Origin of the sequence: Motilimonas sp. E26 (assembly GCF_021278025.1) — a bacterium.
In the GTDB taxonomy this organism is placed as follows: domain Bacteria; phylum Pseudomonadota; class Gammaproteobacteria; order Enterobacterales; family CBDFNC01; genus Motilimonas.
This window is the reverse complement of the sequence record NZ_JAIBHJ010000006.1, coordinates 130876-154989: the sequence shown is the minus strand read 5'-3', so window position 1 is coordinate 154989 and position 24114 is coordinate 130876. Positions and strand designations below refer to the sequence as shown.

Here is a 24114-nt window from a genome sequence, read left to right as displayed (position 1 = left end):
CTGTCCTTATCTGGTGATAGCATAGAAACCTATAACCATCACCTGAGTGAAAAATAATTAGTAAGATGAATGACTATTCTCTGTAATTTCAGCCACCGTGACACGACGCCACATTTTGTAGTAACACCAAAACGAATAGCTTAAAACTATCGGCAGTAACAGCACGACCACAAGCAACATGATATTCAACGTCATCTCACTAGAAACTGCATCCCACAACGTTAAGCTGTGGTTTGGCACTGAACTAGACGGCATAACAAATGGGAACATAGAAGCTCCAGCGGTTAAAATAACCCCCACATTTGCTAAGCTACTGGCGATAAATGCCGCGACACCTCGTGCCATTTTCATTAATACGCTGGCCAATAACGCCATAATTATCCCCAGTGCAGGTAATAACCACATTAACGGCTGCACAGAATAATTATGTAACCAAGCTTGAGAAACGATCTCAACCTGCTTCAAAGTGGGATTAGCTACCCCAGCCGTTTCAATAGCACTGGTAATTTGATACCCCGGCACCATTTGCCAAATCAAAATGCCACCCAGTATAAAAGCAACAGCTAAAGTTAACGCAGCCCATTGACCAATGCGAGCAGCGCGCTCTGCCACTATTTTTTCTGTGCGCATCACTAGCCAAGCACCGCCATGCATTGTCACCATTGCCACACTCACTACCCCACACAATAGTGCAAACGGGTTGAACAAAGCAAAAAATGAACCGGTATAGGTAACACGCATGAGATCATCAAAATGAAAGGGAACACCTTGTAATAAGTTACCAAAGGCAACACCAAACACTAACGGCGGTACTGAACTACCTACAAATAGCGCCCAATCCCAATTATTACGCCATTTTTTACTATCAATTTTACTGCGGTAGTCAAACCCTAACGGGCGTAAAAACAATGCAAATAGGGTCAGCATCATGGCGAAGTAAAAACCACTGAATGCCGTTGCGTAAACCATCGGCCAAGCAGCGAATAACGCCCCACCTAAGGTGATAAACCAGACTTGGTTACCATCCCAATGGGCACCAATCGTATTGATTACCACGCGACGCTCATCGTCAGACTTACCGACGAAAGGAAGCAAAGTACCCACGCCCATGTCCATGCCATCTGTAATGGCAAAGCCGATCATTAATACGCCAATTAACACCCACCAAATTAGCTTTAAGCTTTCGTAATCAAACATCCCTGACTCCTAATAATGGCTTTGACGCAGTGATGCCGTGGCATCTGCTTGTTGTTCAAAGTGGTAGCGGCCCGTGTGCAGCGAGCTTGGTCCTATTTTGGCAAACTTCACCATGAGGAACATTTCAATAATAAACAAGATGATATAAACACTGATAAAGGCAACCATCGTCGTTATCACTTGGCTAACCGTCAAGTTTGACACGCCTAAGAAGGTGGGTAGCACTTCACTGATCGCCCAAGGTTGACGGCCAAACTCCGCCACAAACCAACCCGTTTCAATCGCGATCCAAGGCAGAGGCAACGCAAATAAAATAGCCTTAAGTAACCATCGCTTTTGCTCTATTTGTCGCTTCGCGTTGTAGTAAAACGCCAACACGAATAAACCGAGCATCGCAACACCACAGCCCACCATAATACGGAAACTCCAAAATAATGGCGCAGCTGGTGGCGTAGAGTCTTTTACTGCAGCTTGAATTTGTGCTTCCGTGGCATCAACCACATTCGGCGTATAAGCTTTAAGCAGTAAGCCATAACCAAGATCCACTTTAAGTTCATCAAAGCGGGCGATATTTTCAGGCGTGTCTTCACCATTGCGCAGCTTTTGTAAATACTCATAAGCAACCATGCCATTACGAATACGCACTTCATGTTCAGCTTGCAAATCACGTAAACCTACCACCTCTTCATCTAATGAACGTGTGGCAATGATCCCCATTAAATAAGGTATTTTCAGGGCATGTTCCGTTTCCATGGTTTCATCATTGGGAAAGCCTATAACAGTAAATGAAGCGGGTGCCGGTTGCGTTTCATATTCGGCTTCAATAGCCGCTAACTTAACCCGCTGTACTTCACCAACTTCGTATCCCGATTCATCGCCCAGTAAGATCACCGAAAGAATAGACGCCAAACCAAAACCCGCAGCAACCGAGAATGAACGTTTCGCAAATGGCAAGTCGCGGCCTTTCAAGATGTAGTAACTACTGATACTCATCACAAACATCGAGCCAGCGACATAGCCTGCAGCCACGGTATGGATAAATTTAACCTGAGCAACAGGGTTAAACACTAACTCTGCAAAACTGACCATTTCCATGCGCATGGTTAGGTAGTTAAATTCACTGCCTACTGGGTTTTGCATCCAGCCATTGGCAATTAATATCCATAATGCAGATAAATTGGTGCCTAAGGCCATCAAGAAGGTGGCAGCTAAATGTTGACGTTTAGTGAGCCGATCCCAACCCAAAAAGAACATACCAACAAAGGTCGATTCTAGAAAGAACGCCATTAGCCCTTCAATCGCTAACGGCGCACCAAAAATATCACCCACATAATGTGAGTAATACGACCAGTTAGTACCAAACTCAAACTCCATAGTTAAGCCAGTGGCAACACCAATCGCGAAATTAATACCAAAGAGTTTGCCCCAAAATTTAGTCATATCTCGGTATATTTCTCGCCCAGTCATGACATACACAGACTCCATAATAAACAGGATCCATGTCATTCCCAGAGTCAATGGTACAAACAAAAAATGGAACATGGCGGTAATTGCAAATTGCCACCTAGACAGCTCCACTAAGGTTTCGTTGATCATAAAACGCTCCTAAATTGCGTCAAATATATAAACATTATGAATCTGATGTTGGTTGGCTGTTTTTAGTAAAAAGTTGATCTTTCATACTTAACATCTTGCTTACCCCCGCGCCCAACTTCATCAAGGTACTTAATTTTTCCGGTGACAAACGTTGCAACTCCCCCGACCATTGCGTCAACATTTCAAGTAAATCATGAATTTCTTGCATTTTTTCAAATGCAAAGGCTTCTTCTTTGTCTTTGGGCTCTTCAAGTAGGTTGTCACGTAATAAAGACAAGGTTGGGTCTACTTCGCGCTTTTTCCGCTCTTCGAAAATCGTGTTGGCCATATCCCAAATTGAGCCAGTCACTCGATAATACTCTTTGCGGTCACCAGGAATATGACTCACTTGCACTAAGCGCCAAGATTGCAGCTCTTTCATGCCCATACTGACGTTACCACGTGAAATATTCAGCGTTTCAGCCAGCTCAGTTGCACTTAATGGGCGCTCGGTCACCACTAATAAGGCATACATTTGCCCAACCGTACGGTTAAACCCCCAACGGCTGCCCATTTCGCCAAAATGGAATACAAAAGATTGCACACGGGGTGAGATTTCCATATCAACCTATACATGTTTCAGAAATTTCTGAAAGTTTAAATACTATTTAAGAATTGATCAAGATCAACTAGAAGCAATTGTAGATTATTTATCAAGAGCAATGAGGAGGTTAGAGGAAAATTAATAGAGCGGAATCATGTTTACAATCACAGCGAAATGACAAATATTGAATAAAGTCATAAGGCAAAGCCAAAAGTGCTAGCTTTGTTGCAAGTAACACACTCAACTTTACTGAAATAAAATTGAGTGTCACTCGGTCTAATGTCTAATGGCTAATGGCTAATGGCTAATCAAACAAAAATGCTTTATCTAAACTTTTAAAGCCCTGATTTAATACAGAGGCTAAGTCACCATAGGTGGGTTTACTAACAGATTGTTTTGTCGGCTCATTTTCTTCACTACTTTGCTGCGCTAATTTTTGATGGATCTGGTGATACCAGCGCACCAAACTAGGCGGTAACGGGCTTTGCGCACGCTTACCTAACCAGTAAAGCCCCTGCAACGGTAAACTAACCATAAATAAAACCATGCCTACCGTAGTTGGCCAAAACATTTCATGGCCAACTTGGTATTGCAGCAGAATCGTTAACACTGCCAACATCGGCATAAACTTTTCAGCAAACTCAGTTGCCTTAATCACTAGGTTCTCAGGAAATAGACCATTTAGCTCTTTTCGCTGTGGCCACACTTTCATGTAGGCTTTACCTGTTTGTAATTTTCCACCAAAAAATTTCATATTTACCTGCCTTACCGCTAAAAGTGGCGAGAAAATGAGCCTAATTTGTTAAAAATTGATTTCAATTAACTCTAAAGACGCTTCGCTTTGTTATTTTCTTACATTAGCTGTATCCTTGTTACAACTAAGCGTATCCACAGACGTTTACCCTATTGTTCTCTTGGTTAAACGTTGATTATAAACAGCGCGGATCAGTTAATGATACCGACTATCGGCTTTTTTGTCCGACTTGTATTAAGGATACATTAAGTCAAGCAATTGACATAATCGCAATTGTTTTCCACTCGTAATCGAAATGTAATTTTTAGGATTTGCCAATGAACAAACTTGTTCTCGTTCTTAACTGCGGTAGCTCTTCTCTCAAATTTGCAGTGCTTAACGCCGAAAATGGCGATGAGTACATCTCAGGTTTAGCCGAATGTTTTAATTTGGAAGAGGCCCGAATAAAATGGAAGTTAGACGGCACTAAACAAGAAGCGTCATTAGGTGCATTTTCTGCTCACCGTGAAGCAGTTGAATATATCGTATCAAAGATCCTCAGCACTAAGCCTGAGCTACTAGAAAACTTAATTGCGATTGGTCATCGAGTGGTACATGGCGGTGAGAAATTCACTAAGTCAGTGCTCATTGATGAGCATGTAATTGAAGGTATTCAAGCCTGCGCGGCCTTGGCTCCATTACACAATCCTGCTCACCTAATTGGTATTCGCGCGGCTCAAGCCGCTTTTGCTAACTTACCTCAAGTAGCAGTTTTTGACACTGCCTTCCATCAGAGTATGCCAGAGTCTGCATATTTATACGCCTTACCTTACAAACTCTACCGCGAGCACGGTATTCGTCGCTATGGTATGCACGGCACAAGTCATTTATTTGTTAGTCAAATGGCCGCAAAAGTGCTCGGTAAAGAGCCAAGCGAAACCAATGTCATTACCGCCCATCTTGGTAACGGCGCGTCTATATGCGCAATTAAAAATGGTAAGAGTGTTGACACCAGCATGGGGCTCACCCCTCTAGAAGGCCTAGTAATGGGTACTCGTAGTGGTGATATCGACCCAAGCATTATCCAACATATGGTTAACAAGCTAGGCTACACCTTAGATGAAGTAAATAATGTATTAAACAAGCAAAGCGGTTTAATGGGCATTTCTGAAGTATCGAGTGATTGTCGCGCCATTGAACAAGGTTACGCAGAAGGCCACAAAGGGTGTACCTTAGCGCTAGAAATTTTCTGCTACCGCCTCGCAAAATACATCGCTTCATATACCGTACCATTACAGCGCCTCGACGCTCTGGTATTTACCGGCGGTATAGGGGAAAACTCTAATTTAATTCGTCAAATTGTTTTGCAAAACTTAGCTATCTTTGGCTTTGCCGTTGATGATGAAAAAAATGAAGCTGCAAGATTTGGCAACGAAGGCATTATTACTAAAGAAAACAGCCCGATAGCCTTAGTTATCCCCACCAATGAAGAGTGGGTTATCGCAAAAGATTCTGCTGCTCTTGTCAGTGCTTAAAATAATCGGCTGGGAGCTTTCGCTCCCAAGTTTTTGCAGCAATGGTGCGTGGTTCGTTATACGAAGCGCGATTGCTCAACAACCTAATTTGAGGAACGCTTGTGTCTCGTACAATAATGCTTATTCCCATTGGCTCTGGTGTTGGAGTAACGTCCGTTAGCCTAGGCATGGTTCGTGCCATGGAACGTCACGGTGTAATTGTCAATTTCTTTAAACCCATTGCCCAACCGAAGTCGGGTGATACCGGCCCAGAACGCTCAACCACTATTATTCGCAATGCGACTAATTTTGTCCCGCCTGAGCCTTTTAGCATGCAATACGCTGAGAACATGATTTCTACGAATCAAACCTCAGAGTTATTAGAGAACATTGTTGCTCGTTTTCAAACGGGCACCTCTGGTGCAGATGTCGTGGTAGTAGAGGGACTGGTCCCAACCGGAAAACTTCAGTTTGCAAACGAGCTTAACTACCAAATAGCCAAGGCCATCGGCGCCGAAATGGTATTTGTTACTCATCCTAGTAACGACTCAAGCCAACAGCTGAAAGAGCGCATTGAAATTGCCGTATCCGCCTTTGGTGGCCACGATAATAAACGTATCATCGGTTGTATCATCAACAAGGTAGGTGCACCCCTTGATGATCACGAAAAAACGCGCCCTGATTTAACTGAAATGTTTGAGCATCACCATAAATCTGGTGCCAACCTCGAAGTGCTACAAATGTTTGGCAAAAGTCCGCTGCGCATTTTGGGCTGTATCCCTTGGAATCCAAGTCTGGTCGCCCCTCGCGCCAAAGACCTCGCAGAGCACATGAATGCCACCATCCTAAATAAAGGTGAAATGGCAACTCGGCGACTGCAAAGTGTTACTTTTTGTGCACGCTCAATTCCCAACATGGTTGAACACTTTAAACCGGGGTCAATGCTAGTAACCTCGGGCGATCGCAGTGACGTGATTGTATCAGCTTGTTTAGCGTCAATGAACGGCGTAAAAATTGGCTGTTTATTACTAACAGGCGGTTACGAGCCAGAGCCACAGGTGATGAAGTTGTGTGAAACCGCAATGGAAACGACTGGTTTACCGATTATGTTGATCGGCACGAACACTTGGCAAACCTCAGTTAGACTACAAAGCTTTAACGTTGAAATTCCAACAGATGACGCAGAGCGCATCGAGCTAGTGCAAGATTATGTTGCGGGGCATGTTGATAAACATTGGATTGCAACGTTAACCCAAGGCTCCACCTTGCCACGTAAACTGTCACCGCCGGCATTCCGTTACCACCTCACTGAATTAGCGCGCGCGGTCAATCGTCGCGTGGTATTACCCGAAGGTGAAGAACCAAGAACCATCAAAGCAGCAGCTTTATGTGACCAACGTGGTATTGCAACCCCAATATTACTGGGTAACCCTGAGCGTATTCACTTAGCCGCTGCTCAACAAGGTGTGGTGTTAGGTGAAGGGGTTGAAATTATTGACCCTGAAACAGTGCGTGAGAAATACGTTGCACCTATGGTTGAGCTTCGTAAAGGTAAAGGCCTAACCGAAGTAGTTGCTCGTGAGCAACTAGAAGACAACGTAGTGCTCGGCACTATGATGCTAGCACAAGATGAAGTAGACGGATTGGTATCTGGTGCGATCCACACCACGGCAAACACTATCCGCCCACCGCTGCAGTTAATTAAAACAGCACCGGGTGCGAATTTAGTGTCATCTATCTTCTTTATGTTATTGCCTGATCAAGTATTAGTTTATGGCGACTGTGCCATCAACCCTGACCCAAATGCCGAGCAATTAGCGGATATTGCGATTCAGTCTGCCGACTCAGCAGCCGCATTTGGCATTGAGCCCAAAGTAGCCATGATCAGCTACTCTACTGGCTCTTCAGGTACTGGTTCAGATGTTGATAAAGTACGAGAAGCCACCAAGATAGCGAAAGAACGTCGCCCTGACTTAATCATCGATGGCCCATTGCAATACGATGCCGCTATCATGGAAAATGTGGCTAAAAGTAAAGCGCCAAACAGTCCTGTGGCAGGTAAGGCCACGGTATTTATTTTCCCTGATTTAAATACCGGTAACACGACTTATAAAGCGGTACAACGTAGTGCCGACTTGATCAGTATTGGTCCAATGCTGCAAGGTATGCGTAAGCCGGTAAACGATTTATCGCGCGGCGCCTTAGTTGATGATATTGTGTACACCATTGCTTTAACGGCAATACAAGCTTCACAACTGAAAGGCTAGATTACTAAAGCCCTGTTTAACAGGGCTTTTTTCTAACATACATCAGCCAAATCCCCCACTTAATTAGCGCTACCAGCTAACCCACAGAGTTATACACAGATTTTGTGGATATCTTTGCTTAACCCCCTATTGTTACTAACACAAATAAAAAATTATTCGCCTATTAACTTATATTTATTCACATGTAAAGAATGAAACAGCCCTATTTTTTACATTATTTCCATTTCACAAGAAAAACACCGGACATTAGACAAATAAAATCTAATACAAACCTAGAGGTAGATTAACCTTAAATATGTACAACGCATTTTAAGGGGGCAATATGAATGGAATGATAGAAGGTCAAGCTGCACAGCTGTTCGACCTACTCCATGATGAAAATGATATCTCTTTAATGTTATACCTAGAGAAAAAACAGTTCAGTCACAACCAGCAACGGGTAATTATCGAGCAGCTCAAAGCGATGAACAGCCCGACACAAAGCCAACTAGCGGGATTACTCGATCAAAACTTAATCTAACTCGCTAACCTATAAATTAAGATTTTTAAGCCTTTATCTGGTTGTTGATTAATAAACACAGAAGAAGGCTCGATCTTATCTTCTAAAACTAATTCAGGGCAATGCTCCGCCACCGCTGATTTCAAAAAAGCAAAATCAAGATCAGGTGAATTTAAACATAACATCGCACGTCCTCCCGGCACTAGTAGCTCAGGTAACCGTCTAATAATTTTAGGGTAATCTCGAATAACATTAATGCTTCCCTTTTGTAGCGACGGTGGATCGGCAATCACTAAATCATACGGCCCCGATTTTTTAAGTTTGCCCCAGCTTTTGAATAAATCATGGGCCATGAATTTCACTTTGCTCAAGTCATGTTGATTTAGGCGATGGTTTTCTCGGCCAACAGAAAGGGATGGTTTACTCATGTCTAAATTAACCACTTGGCGGGCATTACCCGCTATAGCTGCCACAGAAAAACCGCAGGTGTAAGCAAACAAGTTAAGCACATTAGCTTGCTCACTGTGCGCTTGTACCCAACGTCGCCCCTGCTCCATATCAAAAAATAAACCATAGTTTTGATTTTTGCCTAAACGCAGTTGATATTTAAGCCCAGCTTCATCGGCAACTGGCTCAGGAATGTCTTCACCCCAAAGCAGCTCATAGGGGGCCATATGCTGAAAACGATACTGAACTTGAATGCTCAAGCAACGCTCACCCAACTGCGCTTTAATCACCTCGGTCAATGAATCAAGCCATTTACGCTCCACCTCGCTGTATAAAATGATCAACACAACAGGGCTAAACCAATCGATATTTATAAAACGAAACTCAGGGTATCGACCACCGCGCCCATGAAAGATCCTACAAGCTTGGGTCGACTCGGGCCAATTAAAATGACCTTGGATTTGACTGAAAGAAGACATATAGAAGGCTCAAAAAGTAAAACGGCGATTCTACACTAGAACCGCCCCATGGCGCTATTTTCACAACGAGTGATTACTTTTGCTTGATCGAATTTATTACATCACTTTCAGAGCTTAATAGCACTGCAAACCAGCGCCCTTGTTCACTGTTCTCTAGGGCTATTTTTAATATCATGGTCAAGGGAACCGACAGCAGCATACCAACGGTCCCCAACAACCAACCCCAAAAGATTAATGATAAAAATACCACTAAAGTAGATAAGCCCAACCCTCGACCAAGAAATCTTGGCTCAACCATATTACCCATCACGGTATTGACCATCACATAACTTAAGGCAACGATAGCAGCATGGCCTAGACTCAGCTGTAAAAATGCCAAAATAACCGCAGGTACTGCCGCGATAATTGAGCCGATGTTAGGAATATAGTTAAGTAAAAAAGCCAACACGCCCCATAAAATAAAAAAATCAACCCCGATAAGCCACAATATAATCGACACCAATATGCCGGTTGCGATACTGACAAATGTTTTAATCACCATATATTGATTGACCGAGCTTAAAAACTTATCCAACCCTTGTAATTTCATCTCTGGATCGCGAAAAGCCAAATGTAGCTTCGCCGGCATGCCGGTTGCCTCTCCCAGCATGAAGACCACAGTCAGTAATAATAAAAATACATTAGCTAGCACACTGCCAAAACCCGAAAGCATATTCGTCACCATATTCATGGCGATACTGGGATTGAAATAGTCTTTAAATACATCCATTGAAATCTGAATATCATGTGCTTGCAGCCAAGTTGTTAAGCCAACAAAACGCTCTGTTAACTGTGCCTCATATTCCGGTAGTTGGGATCGAAACTCCGCTACCGACGCCCCAACTACACTGCCCATAATAAAAAAGGCCAGCACAATAACACCAATGATCAAACTTATAGCAATGCCTCTGGGGATCTTAAACTGCACTAGATAGTTAATAGCAGGGTGACAAATGATGGCAATAAACAAGGACAATAAAAAAGGCACAATAATAGCACTAGCAAGCTTGATCCCCGCTAAACAGATAATGATCCCCGCAAGTACTAAAATACCTCGGCTAATGAGAGACTGATCAACCATGCTTTACCCTATATATTTATCAACAAACGAAATAAAAAATTTTCATCTCAAAATAACATCCTTTTTTGCTAATTTAACGTAATACTAAGAATAAATAGTCAATAATGAGACAGGTATGAATATATTGATCACTGGGGGCACTGGGCTTATTGGTCAGAGGCTCTGTAAAGCCCTTAACTCCGCCCATCAATTAACGGTATTAAGCCGCAGCAAACATAAAGCACATTCACTGCTAGGCTCTGACATAACCATCATTGAGGATTTAGCGTCTTTAACAAATCTTAATCAATTTGATGCAGTGATTAACCTTGCCGGAGAACCCATTGCTGAAAAACGCTGGACCGAAAAACAAAAACACGCAATTTGTCAAAGTAGATGGGCCATCACACAACAATTGGTCGATCTATTTAAAGTATCTGAACAACCACCTAAAACATTTATCAGTGGCTCTGCTATTGGCATCTATGGCCGTCAAAGTGCCCAGCCCATTACCGAAGACTTTGACCAGTATCACGAAGAGTTTAGTCATACTATTTGCCAACAATGGGAAGACATAGCCAATCAAGCCCAGCCTTTTAGTCGCGTTTGTATCCTTCGCACCGGTATCGTGCTCAGTAACCAAGGTGGCGCTTTAAAAAAAATGCTGCCCCCTTTTAAAATGGGCGTGGGAGGCAGGATAGGCTCTGGCCAGCAATACATGTCTTGGATCCATATCGATGACATGGTGAATGGCATTATATGGTTGTTAGAGCATGAAGCCTTGTCAGGCGTGTTTAACTTAACTGCCCCTAAGCCTGTAACTAATAAAACCTTCGCACTGGAATTAGCAGCAACTCTTAACAGGCCTGCTTTTTGTCCTGTTCCCGCCACTGTACTCAAAGTTTTATTAGGGGAAATGAGTGACTTATTGCTCAACGGACAAAATGTATTACCGCAGAAATTAAGCCAATCCGGCTATCAATTTAAACACCCAGATATAAAAGAAGCCCTACAAGACTTGCTCCACCGCTGAAATTAAAACCTATGGCGTAATCGCATTGACTTCATAAAGGTCACGCCATATTTCAGCTGCTGCGCTTTTTAATGCAGCATGAGGTACCATCGCTGGTTTCAATTCAGTACTTGTAGCAACATTTTAAAGCTTAGAAGGACGCAAAGAATACCCACTATCTTTTTGAGTATTTTACTCGGGAAAAGGTCAGCGCAACGCACTCCTAGGCTAGTCGTTAAAAAACTACTGATGGAAAAGCTGATCATTGCAGGAAGGTATATGTATCCTAAAACTAAGTTGTCCCAGTTTGTATTTTCCCAACCATTTATCATATACCCGAGGCTTCCAGACAACGCGATAGGGAAACCTATCGCAGCTGACGTGCCAATAGCGCGCTTTACCTCATAATTTTGCTTGATAAGATAAGGGATAATTAAACCCGCGCCACTTATAGAAACAAGTGCCGAAATGGAACCAATCACTGACCCAGTAGTGATATTGCCGATGACTCCATGTGGATTTGGGTTGTACTCATGCTCCGTACTTCGAAACATTTTATAGGCAACATACAACATAAATACGCTGAAAAATCCCGCTAGATAGACCCCCTGTAAATATGATGCTACGAATGTTGCACAAAATGTACCTACTAGAATGCCGCTCAACATTTTTATAGCCATGGTTGAATCAACATTCTTTTTTTTGTAGTGAGCGCGCATACTACCCAATGTGGTAATAATCATCGAAGCCATCGATGTCCCTAGTGCGAGATGAACCACTTCTGCATCAGCTACAGCCTGAATTGAAAACAGAAATGCAAAAATAGGGACAGCCATCCCTCCTCCTCCGATGCCAACAAGTCCCGCGAGAAAGCCAACCCCCAAGCCGGCTACAATGTAATAAAAGATAAAGATAGGTTCGTTCATAATTGTATTGCCTTCGAAAAATGTTAGTTGCGAAAATGCTACGCGAAAGCTAACTTGTCATGGTAACGTTAAAAGGACATAAAATAATGAATACTGGCCAATGTTGGTGCACGTAGAAAAAACAACAAACTGTGATTACAGTGAATGGGAAAATGGCGCAGCGTTAATTGCCAAGAAGTGGCAACATGAGCGGAGTAACTTCAGGCATTTGGATCAACGGCCACATAATTGGCATAAGCATTATCGCGGTCAGCTTCTGTGTATCGATGAAGGGCTGATACAAGTTAAAACCGATGAAGGAACCTGGATACTACCGCCTCATCGTGCTGGATGGATCCCTCCAAGCGCGATGCACAGTGTTTATTTTTGTGGTTCCCTTAAAGGCCGGTCATTATTATTTACTCCCGAGAGCTGTAGTCAGTTTCCAATGAAACCATGTGTGATTGAAATGAGTGATGTCTTAAAAGTCCTATCTAGCAGGGCATCCACTTGGAGCAAAACCGAAGCGCTATCTACACAAAATTTACGCGTAGTTGACGTAATTTCTGATGAAATTTGCAACAGCCCTCACGAATCACTTTATTTCCCACAGCCTAAAGATCCAAGACTACAAAAGGTAACTCAAGCGATTTTAGTTGAGCCAAACAGTAAAAATTCTGTCGAGTATTGGGCACGAATAGGAGCCATCTCATCACGTACGTTAAGAAGGTTAATTCGAAATGAGTTGAACATGAGTTTTAATGAATGGCGGCAGCAGATACTGCTAATACATTCGCTAGAAATGATGGCGCGCGGAGAGCCAATTGGCGATGTAGCGTATGCTCTTGGTTACTCAACGCCAAGTAACTTTATCGCTATGTTTCGTCGGGCCTATGGTGAATCACCCACGCGTTACTTTTCGAATCGCGATAAATAATTGCCAATATTTACTGGTTAAGTTATTTAAGGTGAACGGAAAATTAAATCATCAATAAATAACCATTAGCGGGCTAACTATTGTTGCGTATAACAAAAAGCCCCACCTAAAATGGGGCTTGATAGACACTTGAGCATGAAAGGGCTATTTGCTCCTCTAGGGATTAACAACCAGAGCTCAATCAGCGGACAATAAATCCAAGTATTCTTGCTCACTCAATACCTGCACGCCTTTCTCGCGCGCGGCAGTAATTTTACTCTCTCCCACCTTGAGGCCTGCAACTAGGTAATCTGTTTTACCAGTGACCGATTTGGCGGTTTTCGCTCCAAGCTCTTTGGCTTGCTTTTCCATGTCGGCACGCGCCCCTTGCACCATAGTGCCGGTGAAGACGATAATTTTGCCGGAAATAGGCGATTGCGATACTTCAAGCTCAGAAATTTGTGGTGTTTCAGACAAATTAAAGCCTAAATTATACACCTCAAAGAACGCACCTTTAATGCTGCTTAAACCAGCTACTATCGCCTCGGCACTTAACTTAGCAAAACCATCTAAGTCGACAATTTGCTCTACGGTTAATTCAAAAAGTGCCAGTAACTTATGGTGTTGCAATAATCTTTCACAGTTTCCCGCGCCAAGACGGTTAACCCCAAATGCCGCCAGAAAGCGCCAATCTTCAATTTCAAGCTCTCGACTGGCTCTAAGTTGGTCGATTAAGTTACGTGAGGTCTTTTCACCAAAGCCAAAGCGCACAAAATCACGCTCAGTCAGCTGATATACCTGATGTATTTCATCCACGCCGTAAAGGTGAAGTTTTTCAATCACTTTTGGCCCAAAACCATCATTATTGCCTAAGGTTTTGAAAAAGTGGATCAGGGTATTCTCGCGCCTTGCTGGGCAGTTGGGGTTGCCACACATAAGATGGTCGCCCACCCAATCGAGTACAGAATTGCAGCTAGGGCAATGCTCTGGCAGTTCAGGCTCTGCTTTTTTAACCACTAACTCAATTTTAGGAATAACTAAACCACTGCGCACTAAACGCACCACCGCCCCTGGCCCAACGCCATTATTTTTCACCATTTTATAATGATGCACTGTCGCACGGCTGATGGTAGCACCGCTGAGTTTGGTCGGCTTTAGTAAAGCAACGGGAGAAACTCGGCCCGTTCTTGAGGTTTGTGGCACCACGCTTAAGACTTCAACGTCCGCAGATGCCTCATTAACCTTAAAAGCGATTTGCCATCTATGATGCTTTCTGGTCGCGCCCATATGAGCCTTTACTTGCTCATTAGTCACTTCAAGAATGACGCCATCTATATCGTAATCAACGGCATTCCAGATCTGTTCCACAATGGATTCAAAGTCGTCTAGTAAGGTCTGATAATCACCAGTCCAGTTGTCGATCAATTGAAACGGATAAAAAACACAAGCGCCATCTGCAATGGCTTTTTGCACATTCTCATCCACTTTCTTTTCAGCAATGATTGCGGCTTGAATATTTCTAGAATTTTCAAAGTGCTGACTTAATACTTCATCAAAGTAGCTTTTACTAATAACGATTTCGCCCGGCCCTAAGCCTCTGTCGCCATTATTCGCCACTTGTAAACCGCGATTAAAAGCGCGGGTGATATCTTGCCCTCTCACGCCATCACCGCGAGTATAAAGGGTGGTGCCATCATCAAAAGCCGCGTAGCCGTCGAGTTTTGGCGTTACCCGCACTTTTATCTCGCTCGTATCTACTTTTATTTCTTGTGCCGCTTTTAACACTCGGTCAACCCATTTCTCAATTTCAGCAAAGGTATAGGCCTTATCTGTTGACAACATTTTTTGCGGCAATGGCACCGTCTTGCTTTCGGCCAATACTTCCGGCTCTACTGTGGCAAGGTAAGGATGATTTGGCGCAATATCCTTGAGCTTGAAAGTGAGTGCATCATATTGGTGATCGGTAATCAGTGGCGCGCCAGAGCGATAAAGGGCATTGGTGATCTTTAAGGTCGCAACCAAAGCTTGCTCTGAAAGGTGATCAAATTCAAGTTGGCCAATGGCTTCCTGAATTGGGATAAGGTCAATATCCAAGTCAAGCTGATTGATAATCGCTAGTTGCTCATTATTAAATTGGAAGTGTTCAGAAGTTGTCATACTCAATGGCTCATTGCGGTCAAGCTAAAATAAAAAAGCCCCTTCAACTGAAGAGGCTATCAACGATGATAAGTGAACTAATCAACTAAGGCTTGCTGGCGTTCAAAGTCGGTAATACGCTGCTTATATTCATTCACTTTTTGGCGTGTCAACGGCTGTCTAGTCCCGTCAAGCAATAAACCATTTAATTCAGATGCTAGCATCTCTGATGCGTGGAGCATAAGCTGGAAATTATTGGATGCATCACCCGCACAAGGCAGCGCCATAAACAGTGATAGCCCGTGGGTTTCGAATTGCTCCATATGGTCAACATCAAATGTGCCGGGTTTAACCATATTAGCCATGCTAAATAATACGGGTCCATTACCTGTTGGACTTAGATGGCGATGAAAAATATCCATTTCACCAAACTTAAAGCCTAAGTTAAGCAATATTGGTAATAATTCAGCGCCCGCAAATAACGTGCCTTCTCGCGACATGACGTTAAGTACAAATACATCTTGTGGACCTTCGTAAGCCGCGTCTGCTTTAGCTGGCTGTTCGGCAGCTTCTTGCTGATGCTCAACTTGTTCGTATTTTTGTTGCTCGGTGTCAATAGTCGCGGAAGCCTCAGGTACAACATTTGTTTCAACTGTTGGCTCAACGATTGCCTTAACGACAGGTTCAGCTTTAACAACGTGTTCAACAGCAGCAGGGCGAGCTGCTGGTTTAACTTTTACTTGAACGGGTTTCGCTTCGTGATAATGCTTTTGGCCGTGCTCATCGAAATAAGGCTCTCTAAAAGCAGGGGCGCGCGTAACGTATTCCACTTCATCAGATTCAGGAACACTCTCTTGATGAGTGCTTTGCTGCGATACTCTCTCTCCTTGATATTGCGCTTCGGTTACAGCTGGTTGAGGCGCAACAGGATTGTTAGCCGTTGTCATCGGCTCAACAATGGACGCAGTATTTTCTGGGTGTTCAGTCTCAACCGCTGAAAAGCTTGGGTACAAGTCTTCTGACGAGTCTGAATTGACTTTAGGCCCGCGAGTAAGGTGCTCCTCTTTTAGATCATTCGATGAACTAAAACCGGAAGAAACCACTCGCACTTCACCGATACCGTCGGCGTCAAATTCAGTTTCGGTACTGGTTTCTTTGGGCTCTACTTTACGTACCGGCTTATCTTTAAGCGATTTAGGTTTGTTTTTATGATTTGACCATAAGCCATGGATCAATAATGCGGCAATCGCAATTGCGCCCACAATGATTAGAACAAGACGAAAATCCTGCATTCAACAATCTCTTAATGTATGTTAAGTCTCGGTTATAAGTAACGTTTAATCGGTCAAAAGGCTATCGACTAAGCTAATAATGGTAGCCTTTTTAGCCTATTTGTAAACAAATTAACCGTCTAAATGGTGTTCCTGAAACTTGATCTGATGTATTTATGTTTACTGTACCCAAGCGAACCCGCCTTTGACAAGAGCACAGTACCTTGAAAGCCTTTATTCGTCCAGTCGTGAACCGTGACCCAACAGAAAAACTGGTGAATAAATGTTAATATTTCATAAGGTAAACATAACCTTTATATCTTAAGCCTAAATAAATTTGAAATTAAGCATTATTTATTTATTGCGGTTCATACCTTGTCTCACTTTAGTGATGATTTAAATTGATTTACTATGACACCAAGCGCACAAGATAAAACCATTACAACATTGGAAAGTTTAATTAATTATGCACAATAACAACAAAATAACCGCGCCACTGAGTGGTTTAGAGTTTTTCCTTACTGGCTTTAATTTGATCCGTCAGCCTGGGCTTCGAACTTTTGTCCTCGTGCCGTTATGTATTAACTTACTACTATTTTCCGGCGCTTTTTATGCGCTCTATCTTCAGTTAGGTCCTTGGATGGACAAATTAATGAGCTACGTACCCGAGATGCTGAGCTGGTTATCGTACGTTATTTGGCCCATTTTATTGTTATGTATCCTATTTATCTTTTCCTACCTGTTTTCTACCGTTGCTAACCTTATCTCAGCACCATTTAATGGTTTATTAGCTGAAAAAGTTGAATTACACCTTACCGGCCAGCCCATCAACGATGATGGTTTAATGCAAGTAATGAAAGACATACCACGTGCTCTAAAACGTGAACTGGACAAAATGATTTACTTTATACCAAAAGCCATTGGTTGCTTGATTTTGTTCCTGATCCCTGTAGTTGGACAAACTGTCGCGCCGGTACTTTGGTTTTTACTATCTTGTTGGATGATGGCTATCCAGTATGTCGACTATGGCTTTGATAACCATAAAATAAGCTTTCCTACTATGCGTGACACACTAAAAACGAGACGAATGAGCAATTTAAGTTTTGGTTGTATTGCAACTATTTTAAGCGCAATACCGATTGTAAACCTTATCGTAATGCCCGTGGGCGTGTGTGGCGGTACGGCGATGTGGGTAGCCCATTATCGTAAAGATATGACGGGACGAGGTTAAACCTCGCCAACTTAAGCCCTTCATTGCCATGTAAACTCTATCCATAGTTAAGGTACGAAGGGTTGCGATGCGCTCGACCTTGAGCGCACCGCATTACTGAATAAGAATCAGCATTTTTTCAATACCATTGAAGCAACACAAAATCCCGCACCAAATGCAACCCACATGCAATATTCATCAGCCGCCAATTGTTGATGTAAATGAAAACTTAAACCGAGTCCAGCGGCCCCTGTGCCACCGTATTGCGCAACGCAATCGGGCACTGTTTTATCTGTAGCATCAGTCAAAAGCTGATCTGCAATCACTTGGTTTAATACTCGATTAGTTGGCTGTAAAAAGTATTGTGCCACCCTCTCTACAGGCAACTTCAACCCTGCAAGATGCTGCTGCACATGGGTACAAATCGCATCAGCAATCGCAGGAAAGCTTGGCGGCGTTTGATGAAATAACTTGTCTTTGCTGTACAGCGAGTCGGGCGCTAAGCGATTTAAAAAACCGAAATTATTGCGTATCTGGTTAGAAAATTGGCTGGCGATATTAAAGTTGATGATCTCCAACGCCCCCGTTTTGGCAATATTTTCGAGTAACAAGGCGCTGCATGCATCACCCAATAAAAAGTGGCTTTCCCGGTCTCTAAAATCCGTTTGAGCAGAGCCTATTTCAGGGCTGATAATTAACGCTTTAGTCGCACTGCCGCAAGCAATTGCTTGACTCGCCAGCTGGATCGCCATCACCGCAGAGCACTCAGCGCCACAGAGATCAAAGGCCAATCCGGATGCGCCTAATAAATCTTGAATTTCAATGGCTAAAGCCGGATAAGCACGCTGCACGTTACTAGCCGCAACAATAATCAAATCAACTTCATGGCCTTCAACTGCCCCTTGCTGCAACGCATCAAGGGCAGCATTTTTACCCATCTCAGCCATTAATGAAGTATGCTCTTCATCAATCTCGGGCAATAATGGACACATCACATCAGGATCAAGAATACCTTCATCCGTGACATAATATCGCTGCAAAATACCTGAATGCCGGAGAATAAACTCATCATCAGATTTGAGTTTGGCGGCCACCTGCCCCACCTCAATTGAGGCCGCATTCTCGAGGTTAAAAAATTGCGCATATTGATTATAAGCCACCACCAACTCTTGGTTTTTTACACAAAATGGTGGGATGAAGATACCTGTTGCGGTGAGAAAAGATGGCAGCATGAAAAACCCCTTTAAAAAAGTGTGACGAAACAAGCAGCAGCTTAAATCATAAGATGAAAAATACAGCAAAAACTATTAGGCTAGTCACTAAAATAAAGTGATAAAAATTTAGTTTTTAATAACATAACGTTATAACAAATTGTCACTTCAAATCTTTTAGCATCAAGGTATGCTAACTTTAGTTTTATTGCCATTTACTGCATATAAGGAATACCCATGAGCAAAATTTATGATGACAATACTCAGACTATAGGTAAAACGCCGTTAGTTCGCCTTAACCGTGTAGCTAAAGGTAATGTATTTGCAAAAATAGAAAGCCGCAACCCAAGCTTCAGTGTTAAATGTCGCATTGGCGCGAACATGATTTGGGATGCAGAAAAAAAAGGTATCCTCACCAAAGAAAAAGAGCTGATCGAACCAACCAGTGGTAATACTGGTATCGCACTTGCTTTTGTAGCTGCCGCTCGTGGTTACAAAATTACCCTAACCATGCCTAACACCATGAGCTTAGAGCGTCGTAAACTACTTAAAGCTTTAGGCGCTAACCTGATCCTAACCGATGGCGCGAAAGGTATGAAAGGCGCAATCAATAAGGCAGAAGAAATCGTCGCAGAGAGCCCTGAAAAATTTGTACTTTTACAACAGTTCGATAACCCTGCCAACCCTGAAATCCACGAACAGACCACTGGCCCAGAAATCTGGCAAGACACAGATGGCGAAATTGATGTATTTGTCGCTGGTGTTGGTACGGGTGGCACCTTGTCAGGCGTCAGCCGCTACATAAAGTTAAAGCAAGGTAAAAAAATTACAACAGTGGCCGTTGAGCCAACTGACTCGCCGGTGATCACGCAAACATTAGCTGGTGAAGAAGTTAAACCGGGTCCTCACAAAATCCAAGGTATTGGCGCAGGATTTGTACCTAAGAACCTAGATTTATCTATGGTTGACCGCACTGCACTTGTTACCAATGATGAGGCCATCGACATGGCACGCCGTTTGATGGAAGAAGAAGGTATTTTAGCCGGGATTTCATCTGGTGCGGCAGTTGTTGCAGCCAACCAAATTGCTGCTTTACCAGAATTTGCCGATAAAAATATTGTAGTAATTTTACCAAGCTCTGGTGAGCGCTACCTTTCATCTGCTTTATTTGCTGGAATTTTCACCGACCAAGAGCTTGAAGCGTAATTAGGCATTAAACCTGCTTCAAAGGCGCCTCTGTGCGCCTTTTCCTTTTAAAAAGAACAACAAACATAAGTTTACCTTTATTAAAGTACAGGAAAATCGTTACTCGCAAGTCAGATTAATTTGTGACATAACTAGAAAAACGTTGATCTTCTAGCACGAATTTAGGATGATTTTTTACTTACTAAAATAAGTATTCTTATAATGTGTTAATCCTAGATGACAATTAGTCATAACTGAGCCATCATCAGCTAATCAATTAAAATAGGATTTTCACAAGAGGTCGCAAAAAACTTGACGTGGATTAAACTTCTTTACGTCGTTTTTCGTTACTTTATTACAAAACCAAAAAGCAGAATTTTAAAGAAAGGTGCAATGTTCTTTTAAATATCTGCAACATTCAAACTAAAAAATGGGGAAAACCATGTATAACAAGACTGTAACTATTACTGCTGAAAACGGCCTACACACTCGTCCAGCAGCTCAATTTGTTAAAGAAGCAAAATCATTTTCATCTGACATCACTGTTGAAGTAGGCGGTAAATCTGCAAGTGCAAAAAGCCTGTTCAAGCTACAAACTCTTGGCCTAACCAAAGGCACCAGCGTTGTAATCAAAGCTGAAGGTGCTGATGAGCAAAAAGCGGTTGATACTTTAGTTGCGTTAATGGCGGAACTTGAATAAGCACACTCCATCACCCGACATTTTTTGCAGTTAAAGGATAGGTTATGATATCAGGTATTCAAGCATCACCTGGCATAGCGTTTGGTAAAGCGCTATTGCTCCAAGAAGACGAAATTGTCATCAACACCAACCGTGTTGAAGATAGTGAAACAGAAATAAAATGCTTCTTAGAAGCACGAGACAAAGCATCTGCCCAACTTGAGTTAATCAAGCAAAAAGCACTTGAAACATTTGGTGAAGAAAAAGAAGCAATCTTCGAAGGGCATATTATGCTGCTTGAAGATGAAGAGTTAGAACAGGATATCATAACCTACTTAAAGGATAATAAGAGTTCAGCTGGCGCAGCCATTCAATTTGTAATCGAACAAAACGCAACCATGCTGCAAGAGTTGGATGACCCCTATTTACGTGAACGAGCAACGGATTTCCGCGACATAGGTAATCGTTTGCTGAAAAATGCACTTGGCATTGATATTGTGTCTCTAAGCACAATCCAAGATGAAGTTATTCTTATTGCTAATGACTTAACGCCTTCAGAAACCGCACAAATTAACTTAGATAAAGTGCTTGGTTTCATTACCGACATTGGTGGACGCACTTCTCATACGTCAATCATGGCGCGTTCTTTAGAACTTCCTGCAATTGTCGGTACCAACGACATCACTAAGCGTGTCAAAAACGGTGACACCGTTGTGCTAGACGCGTTAAACAATCAAGTTATCATTAACCCTTCTGATGCAGACCTAGCGCGCTTTAAAGCCATTCAAGCTAAATTCCTTGCAGAAAAAGCTGAATTAGCTAAGTTAAAGGACTTACCCGCGATCACCTTAGATGGTCACCAAGTTGAAGTCTGTGCCAATGTTGGCACAGTAAAAGACTGTGATGGCGCGGAGCGTAACGGCGCAGAAGGCATCGGTCTATACAGAACTGAGTTCTTGTTTATGGATCGAGACCAACTGCCAACGGAAGAAGAGCAATTTGTTGCTTACAAAGCCGTTGTTGAAGCGATGCCAAATCAGCCAGTCATTATCCGTACTATGGATATTGGTGGTGATAAAGATTTACCTTACATGGACTTGCCAGAAGAAATGAACCCATTTTTGGGCTGGCGTGCAATCCGCATTTGTTTCGATCGCCCAGAGATCATGAACCCTCAATTACGTGCCCTACTGCGTGCATCTGCATTTGGTAAAGTACGTATCATGTTCCCAATGATCATTGCTGTTGAAGAAATTCGTGCGCTAAAAGACATTTTAAACACATTGAAAGCTGAACTTCGCGAAGAAAATTTAGCCTTTGATGAAAATGTCGAAATTGGTGTGATGATTGAAACACCTGCAGCGGCAGCAATTGCACATCATTTAATCAAAGAAGTTGACTTCTTTAGTATAGGCACAAACGATTTAACACAATATACACTTGCGGTAGACCGTGGTAATGAACTAATTTCTAAACTATACAATCCATTAACACCATCAGTATTAACGTTGATTAAACGTGTGATTGATGCTTCTCACGAGGCTGGTAAATGGACTGGAATGTGTGGTGAACTGGCCGGTGATGACCGTGCGACTTTACTGCTATTAGGCATGGGTTTAGATGAATTTTCAATGAGCTCAATATCTATTCCAACGGTGAAAAAGCTAATCCGTAATACCAACTACAAGACAGCAAAAGAATTGGCTGACAAAGCATTATCTGTTGCCACAGCTGCTGAAATTGAAGCGTTAGTTGATGACTTTATTAAACAACAAGCTGTGTGTTAAGTAACGCTGCATAGATTAAATTTAGGAGCAATAAAATGGGTTTTTTCGATAAACTAAAAAAAATGGTTTCAGATCCAACACCTGAAACAGGTGGCATTGAAATTTTTGCCCCATTATCTGGTGAGATTGTACCAATTGAAGATGTACCTGACGTTGTTTTTGCTGAAAAAATTGTAGGTGACGGTATCGCTATCAAACCAACGGGTGACAAAATGGTTGCTCCTTGTGATGGTACAATTGGTAAAATCTTTGAAACTAACCATGCATTCTCTATTGAATCTGATACTGGTTTAGAGCTGTTTGTTCACTTTGGTATCGACACAGTTGAGCTAAAAGGTGAAGGCTTCACGCGTATCGCGCAAGAAGGGCAATCCGTGAAAAAAGGCGATCCCATCATTGAATTTGATCTTGCGCTACTAGAATCAAAGGCAAAATCGACATTGACTCCTGTTGTTATTTCAAACATGGATGAAATTAAAGATCTGCACAAGCTTGCAGGAACAGTAACCTTGTCTGATTCAGTGATATTACGCATTACTAAATAAAAAGACTGCCAGGTTCTAATTTAATTGATAAAGCCCAGCTGAGCTGGGCTTTTTTGTGCCATTAAATATGACGACTAAGGAATACGCTCTCGGTTTGTCCGGTATTTTTATTGATATTGTTCAACAATTTTCTTTAATGTTCCATCCTGCTTTAACGCTGCTAACTCTAAGTTAAACCTTTCGATAAACTCTTTTTCCACCGTCATTTTACTAAAAAGAAATACATAGTCTTTAACGCCAAGCTTGATACTAGGGTGAGCCATAATTTGATGAGTTAACTTCTTCTTTCTCAATAGAGCATTGCCAACCGATATATTAAGAAATGTACCGTCCACTCGACCAATGGCCACCATGCCTATCTGCTGCTCTTCGTCAGTAACAGTGCTAACCCGCTGCTTAAATTCAGGTCGCTCCATCAAGTCCTCAAATGGTGGACCTAAAAAAGCACCACGTTGGTAATTAAGTCTCAAGCTGGTTCCCACTATGTCGCTTAAGTTATCAATGAGCAATATCTTCTTATTTGCTTTTTGCACAAACAACCCATGGAAGTTTTGTCGGTAAGGAATGGAGAAATTTGCCCAAACAGCCCTCTCTGGTGTTGCATTCGCGCCCGACGCCATGTCGATTTTGCCCGTTTTGATTGCAACAAGATTGCGTTTCCATGGCATTGAGATCCATACTAACTTACAGCCTAAACGATTAAAAATACTGCTCACGATGTCATAATCGATGCCACCTATAATCTGGTCAGCATCATCAACAAGCAAAAAGTCACCATATTTCTCATAACCAATCGTATATTCTCGGTCACATTCAGACCTTACGCTACAGCAAAAAAGAAGA

At 42.5% G+C, this 24114-nt stretch carries 21 protein-coding genes; 10 read left to right on the top strand and 11 right to left on the bottom strand.

The window, feature by feature from the left end; all coding sequences use genetic code 11:
* Window positions 1-57 precede the first annotated feature (57 nt).
* The 4 genes from cydB to yfbV all read right to left on the bottom strand — a co-directional run bounded on the left by cydB (window position 58) and on the right by yfbV (window position 4130).
* Window positions 58-1197 (bottom strand): cytochrome d ubiquinol oxidase subunit II, encoded by a 1140-nt coding sequence (cydB, locus tag K1M91_RS07670; RefSeq protein WP_232801154.1) that lies wholly within the window; start codon window positions 1195-1197, stop codon window positions 58-60.
* Between the two features lie 9 nt (window positions 1198-1206).
* Complete coding sequence (locus tag K1M91_RS07665; protein WP_232801153.1) at window positions 1207-2793, bottom strand: cytochrome ubiquinol oxidase subunit I; 1587 nt, start codon at window positions 2791-2793, stop codon at window positions 1207-1209.
* 34 nt (window positions 2794-2827) lie between these two features.
* The gene (locus K1M91_RS07660) at window positions 2828-3394 is read right to left on the bottom strand and encodes a GbsR/MarR family transcriptional regulator (protein ID WP_232801152.1); all 567 of its coding nucleotides are present in this window, start codon (window positions 3392-3394) and stop codon (window positions 2828-2830) included.
* A 286-nt stretch (window positions 3395-3680) separates the two neighbouring features.
* A complete protein-coding gene (gene yfbV, locus K1M91_RS07655) occupies window positions 3681-4130 on the bottom strand; it encodes a terminus macrodomain insulation protein YfbV (RefSeq protein ID WP_232801151.1) in 450 nt (149 codons plus the stop codon).
* A gap of 317 nt (window positions 4131-4447) precedes the next feature.
* Here yfbV and K1M91_RS07650 point away from each other — a divergent pair, with 317 nt between their 5' ends.
* The 3 genes from K1M91_RS07650 to K1M91_RS07640 all read left to right on the top strand — a co-directional run bounded on the left by K1M91_RS07650 (window position 4448) and on the right by K1M91_RS07640 (window position 8410).
* Entirely contained in the window at window positions 4448-5644 is a 1197-nt protein-coding gene (locus tag K1M91_RS07650; RefSeq protein WP_232801150.1) for an acetate kinase, read from the top strand.
* Window positions 5645-5745: 101 nt separating this feature from the next.
* Entirely contained in the window at window positions 5746-7890 is a 2145-nt protein-coding gene (pta, locus tag K1M91_RS07645) for a phosphate acetyltransferase (RefSeq protein ID WP_232801149.1), read from the top strand.
* 322 nt (window positions 7891-8212) lie between these two features.
* Window positions 8213-8410 (top strand): hypothetical protein, encoded by a 198-nt coding sequence (locus K1M91_RS07640; RefSeq protein WP_232801148.1) that lies wholly within the window; start codon window positions 8213-8215, stop codon window positions 8408-8410.
* On the opposite strand, the gene K1M91_RS07635 is transcribed toward K1M91_RS07640, so the two are convergent.
* Both K1M91_RS07635 and K1M91_RS07630 read right to left on the bottom strand, forming a co-directional pair.
* Window positions 8407-9315: a class I SAM-dependent methyltransferase gene (locus K1M91_RS07635; RefSeq protein WP_232801147.1), complete on the bottom strand. Its 909-nt coding sequence runs from the start codon at window positions 9313-9315 to the stop codon at window positions 8407-8409. The genes K1M91_RS07640 and K1M91_RS07635 overlap by 4 nt on opposite strands.
* 73 nt (window positions 9316-9388) lie before the next feature.
* The gene (locus tag K1M91_RS07630; protein WP_232801146.1) at window positions 9389-10435 is read right to left on the bottom strand and encodes an AI-2E family transporter; all 1047 of its coding nucleotides are present in this window, start codon (window positions 10433-10435) and stop codon (window positions 9389-9391) included.
* A gap of 115 nt (window positions 10436-10550) precedes the next feature.
* Here K1M91_RS07630 and K1M91_RS07625 point away from each other — a divergent pair, with 115 nt between their 5' ends.
* Entirely contained in the window at window positions 10551-11447 is an 897-nt protein-coding gene (locus K1M91_RS07625) for a TIGR01777 family oxidoreductase (RefSeq protein WP_232801145.1), read from the top strand.
* 98 nt (window positions 11448-11545) lie between these two features.
* On the opposite strand, the gene K1M91_RS07620 is transcribed toward K1M91_RS07625, so the two are convergent.
* Window positions 11546-12352, bottom strand: coding sequence for a sulfite exporter TauE/SafE family protein (locus K1M91_RS07620; protein ID WP_232801144.1), 807 nt, complete (start codon window positions 12350-12352; stop codon window positions 11546-11548).
* Between the two features lie 100 nt (window positions 12353-12452).
* On the opposite strand from K1M91_RS07620, the gene K1M91_RS07615 reads away from it, so the two are divergent.
* On the top strand, window positions 12453-13268 hold the full coding sequence (locus K1M91_RS07615; RefSeq protein ID WP_232801143.1) for a helix-turn-helix transcriptional regulator: 816 nt from the start codon (window positions 12453-12455) through the stop codon (window positions 13266-13268).
* A gap of 177 nt (window positions 13269-13445) precedes the next feature.
* On the opposite strand, the gene K1M91_RS07610 is transcribed toward K1M91_RS07615, so the two are convergent.
* Both K1M91_RS07610 and zipA read right to left on the bottom strand, forming a co-directional pair.
* Complete coding sequence (locus K1M91_RS07610) at window positions 13446-15404, bottom strand: BRCT domain-containing protein (RefSeq protein ID WP_232801142.1); 1959 nt, start codon at window positions 15402-15404, stop codon at window positions 13446-13448.
* A gap of 77 nt (window positions 15405-15481) precedes the next feature.
* A complete protein-coding gene (gene zipA, locus K1M91_RS07605) occupies window positions 15482-16675 on the bottom strand; it encodes a cell division protein ZipA (protein ID WP_232801141.1) in 1194 nt (397 codons plus the stop codon).
* Between the two features lie 445 nt (window positions 16676-17120).
* Here zipA and cysZ point away from each other — a divergent pair, with 445 nt between their 5' ends.
* Window positions 17121-17885 (top strand): sulfate transporter CysZ, encoded by a 765-nt coding sequence (cysZ, locus tag K1M91_RS07600; RefSeq protein ID WP_232801140.1) that lies wholly within the window; start codon window positions 17121-17123, stop codon window positions 17883-17885.
* A gap of 107 nt (window positions 17886-17992) precedes the next feature.
* On the opposite strand, the gene K1M91_RS07595 is transcribed toward cysZ, so the two are convergent.
* Window positions 17993-19096 (bottom strand): beta-ketoacyl-ACP synthase III, encoded by a 1104-nt coding sequence (locus K1M91_RS07595; RefSeq protein ID WP_232801139.1) that lies wholly within the window; start codon window positions 19094-19096, stop codon window positions 17993-17995.
* 216 nt (window positions 19097-19312) lie between these two features.
* Between K1M91_RS07595 and cysK the strand changes: the two genes are divergently transcribed.
* The 4 genes from cysK to crr all read left to right on the top strand — a co-directional run bounded on the left by cysK (window position 19313) and on the right by crr (window position 23271).
* Window positions 19313-20281, top strand: coding sequence for a cysteine synthase A (gene cysK / locus K1M91_RS07590; protein ID WP_232801138.1), 969 nt, complete (start codon window positions 19313-19315; stop codon window positions 20279-20281).
* 421 nt (window positions 20282-20702) lie between these two features.
* Complete coding sequence (locus tag K1M91_RS07585) at window positions 20703-20960, top strand: HPr family phosphocarrier protein (RefSeq protein WP_232801137.1); 258 nt, start codon at window positions 20703-20705, stop codon at window positions 20958-20960.
* Window positions 20961-21004: 44 nt separating this feature from the next.
* Complete coding sequence (gene ptsI, locus K1M91_RS07580) at window positions 21005-22726, top strand: phosphoenolpyruvate-protein phosphotransferase PtsI (RefSeq protein ID WP_232801136.1); 1722 nt, start codon at window positions 21005-21007, stop codon at window positions 22724-22726.
* Between the two features lie 35 nt (window positions 22727-22761).
* Complete coding sequence (crr, locus tag K1M91_RS07575) at window positions 22762-23271, top strand: PTS glucose transporter subunit IIA (protein ID WP_232801135.1); 510 nt, start codon at window positions 22762-22764, stop codon at window positions 23269-23271.
* Between the two features lie 107 nt (window positions 23272-23378).
* On the opposite strand, the gene K1M91_RS07570 is transcribed toward crr, so the two are convergent.
* Entirely contained in the window at window positions 23379-24038 is a 660-nt protein-coding gene (locus K1M91_RS07570) for a transporter substrate-binding domain-containing protein (RefSeq protein ID WP_232801134.1), read from the bottom strand.
* Between the last annotated feature and the right edge of the window lie 76 nt (window positions 24039-24114).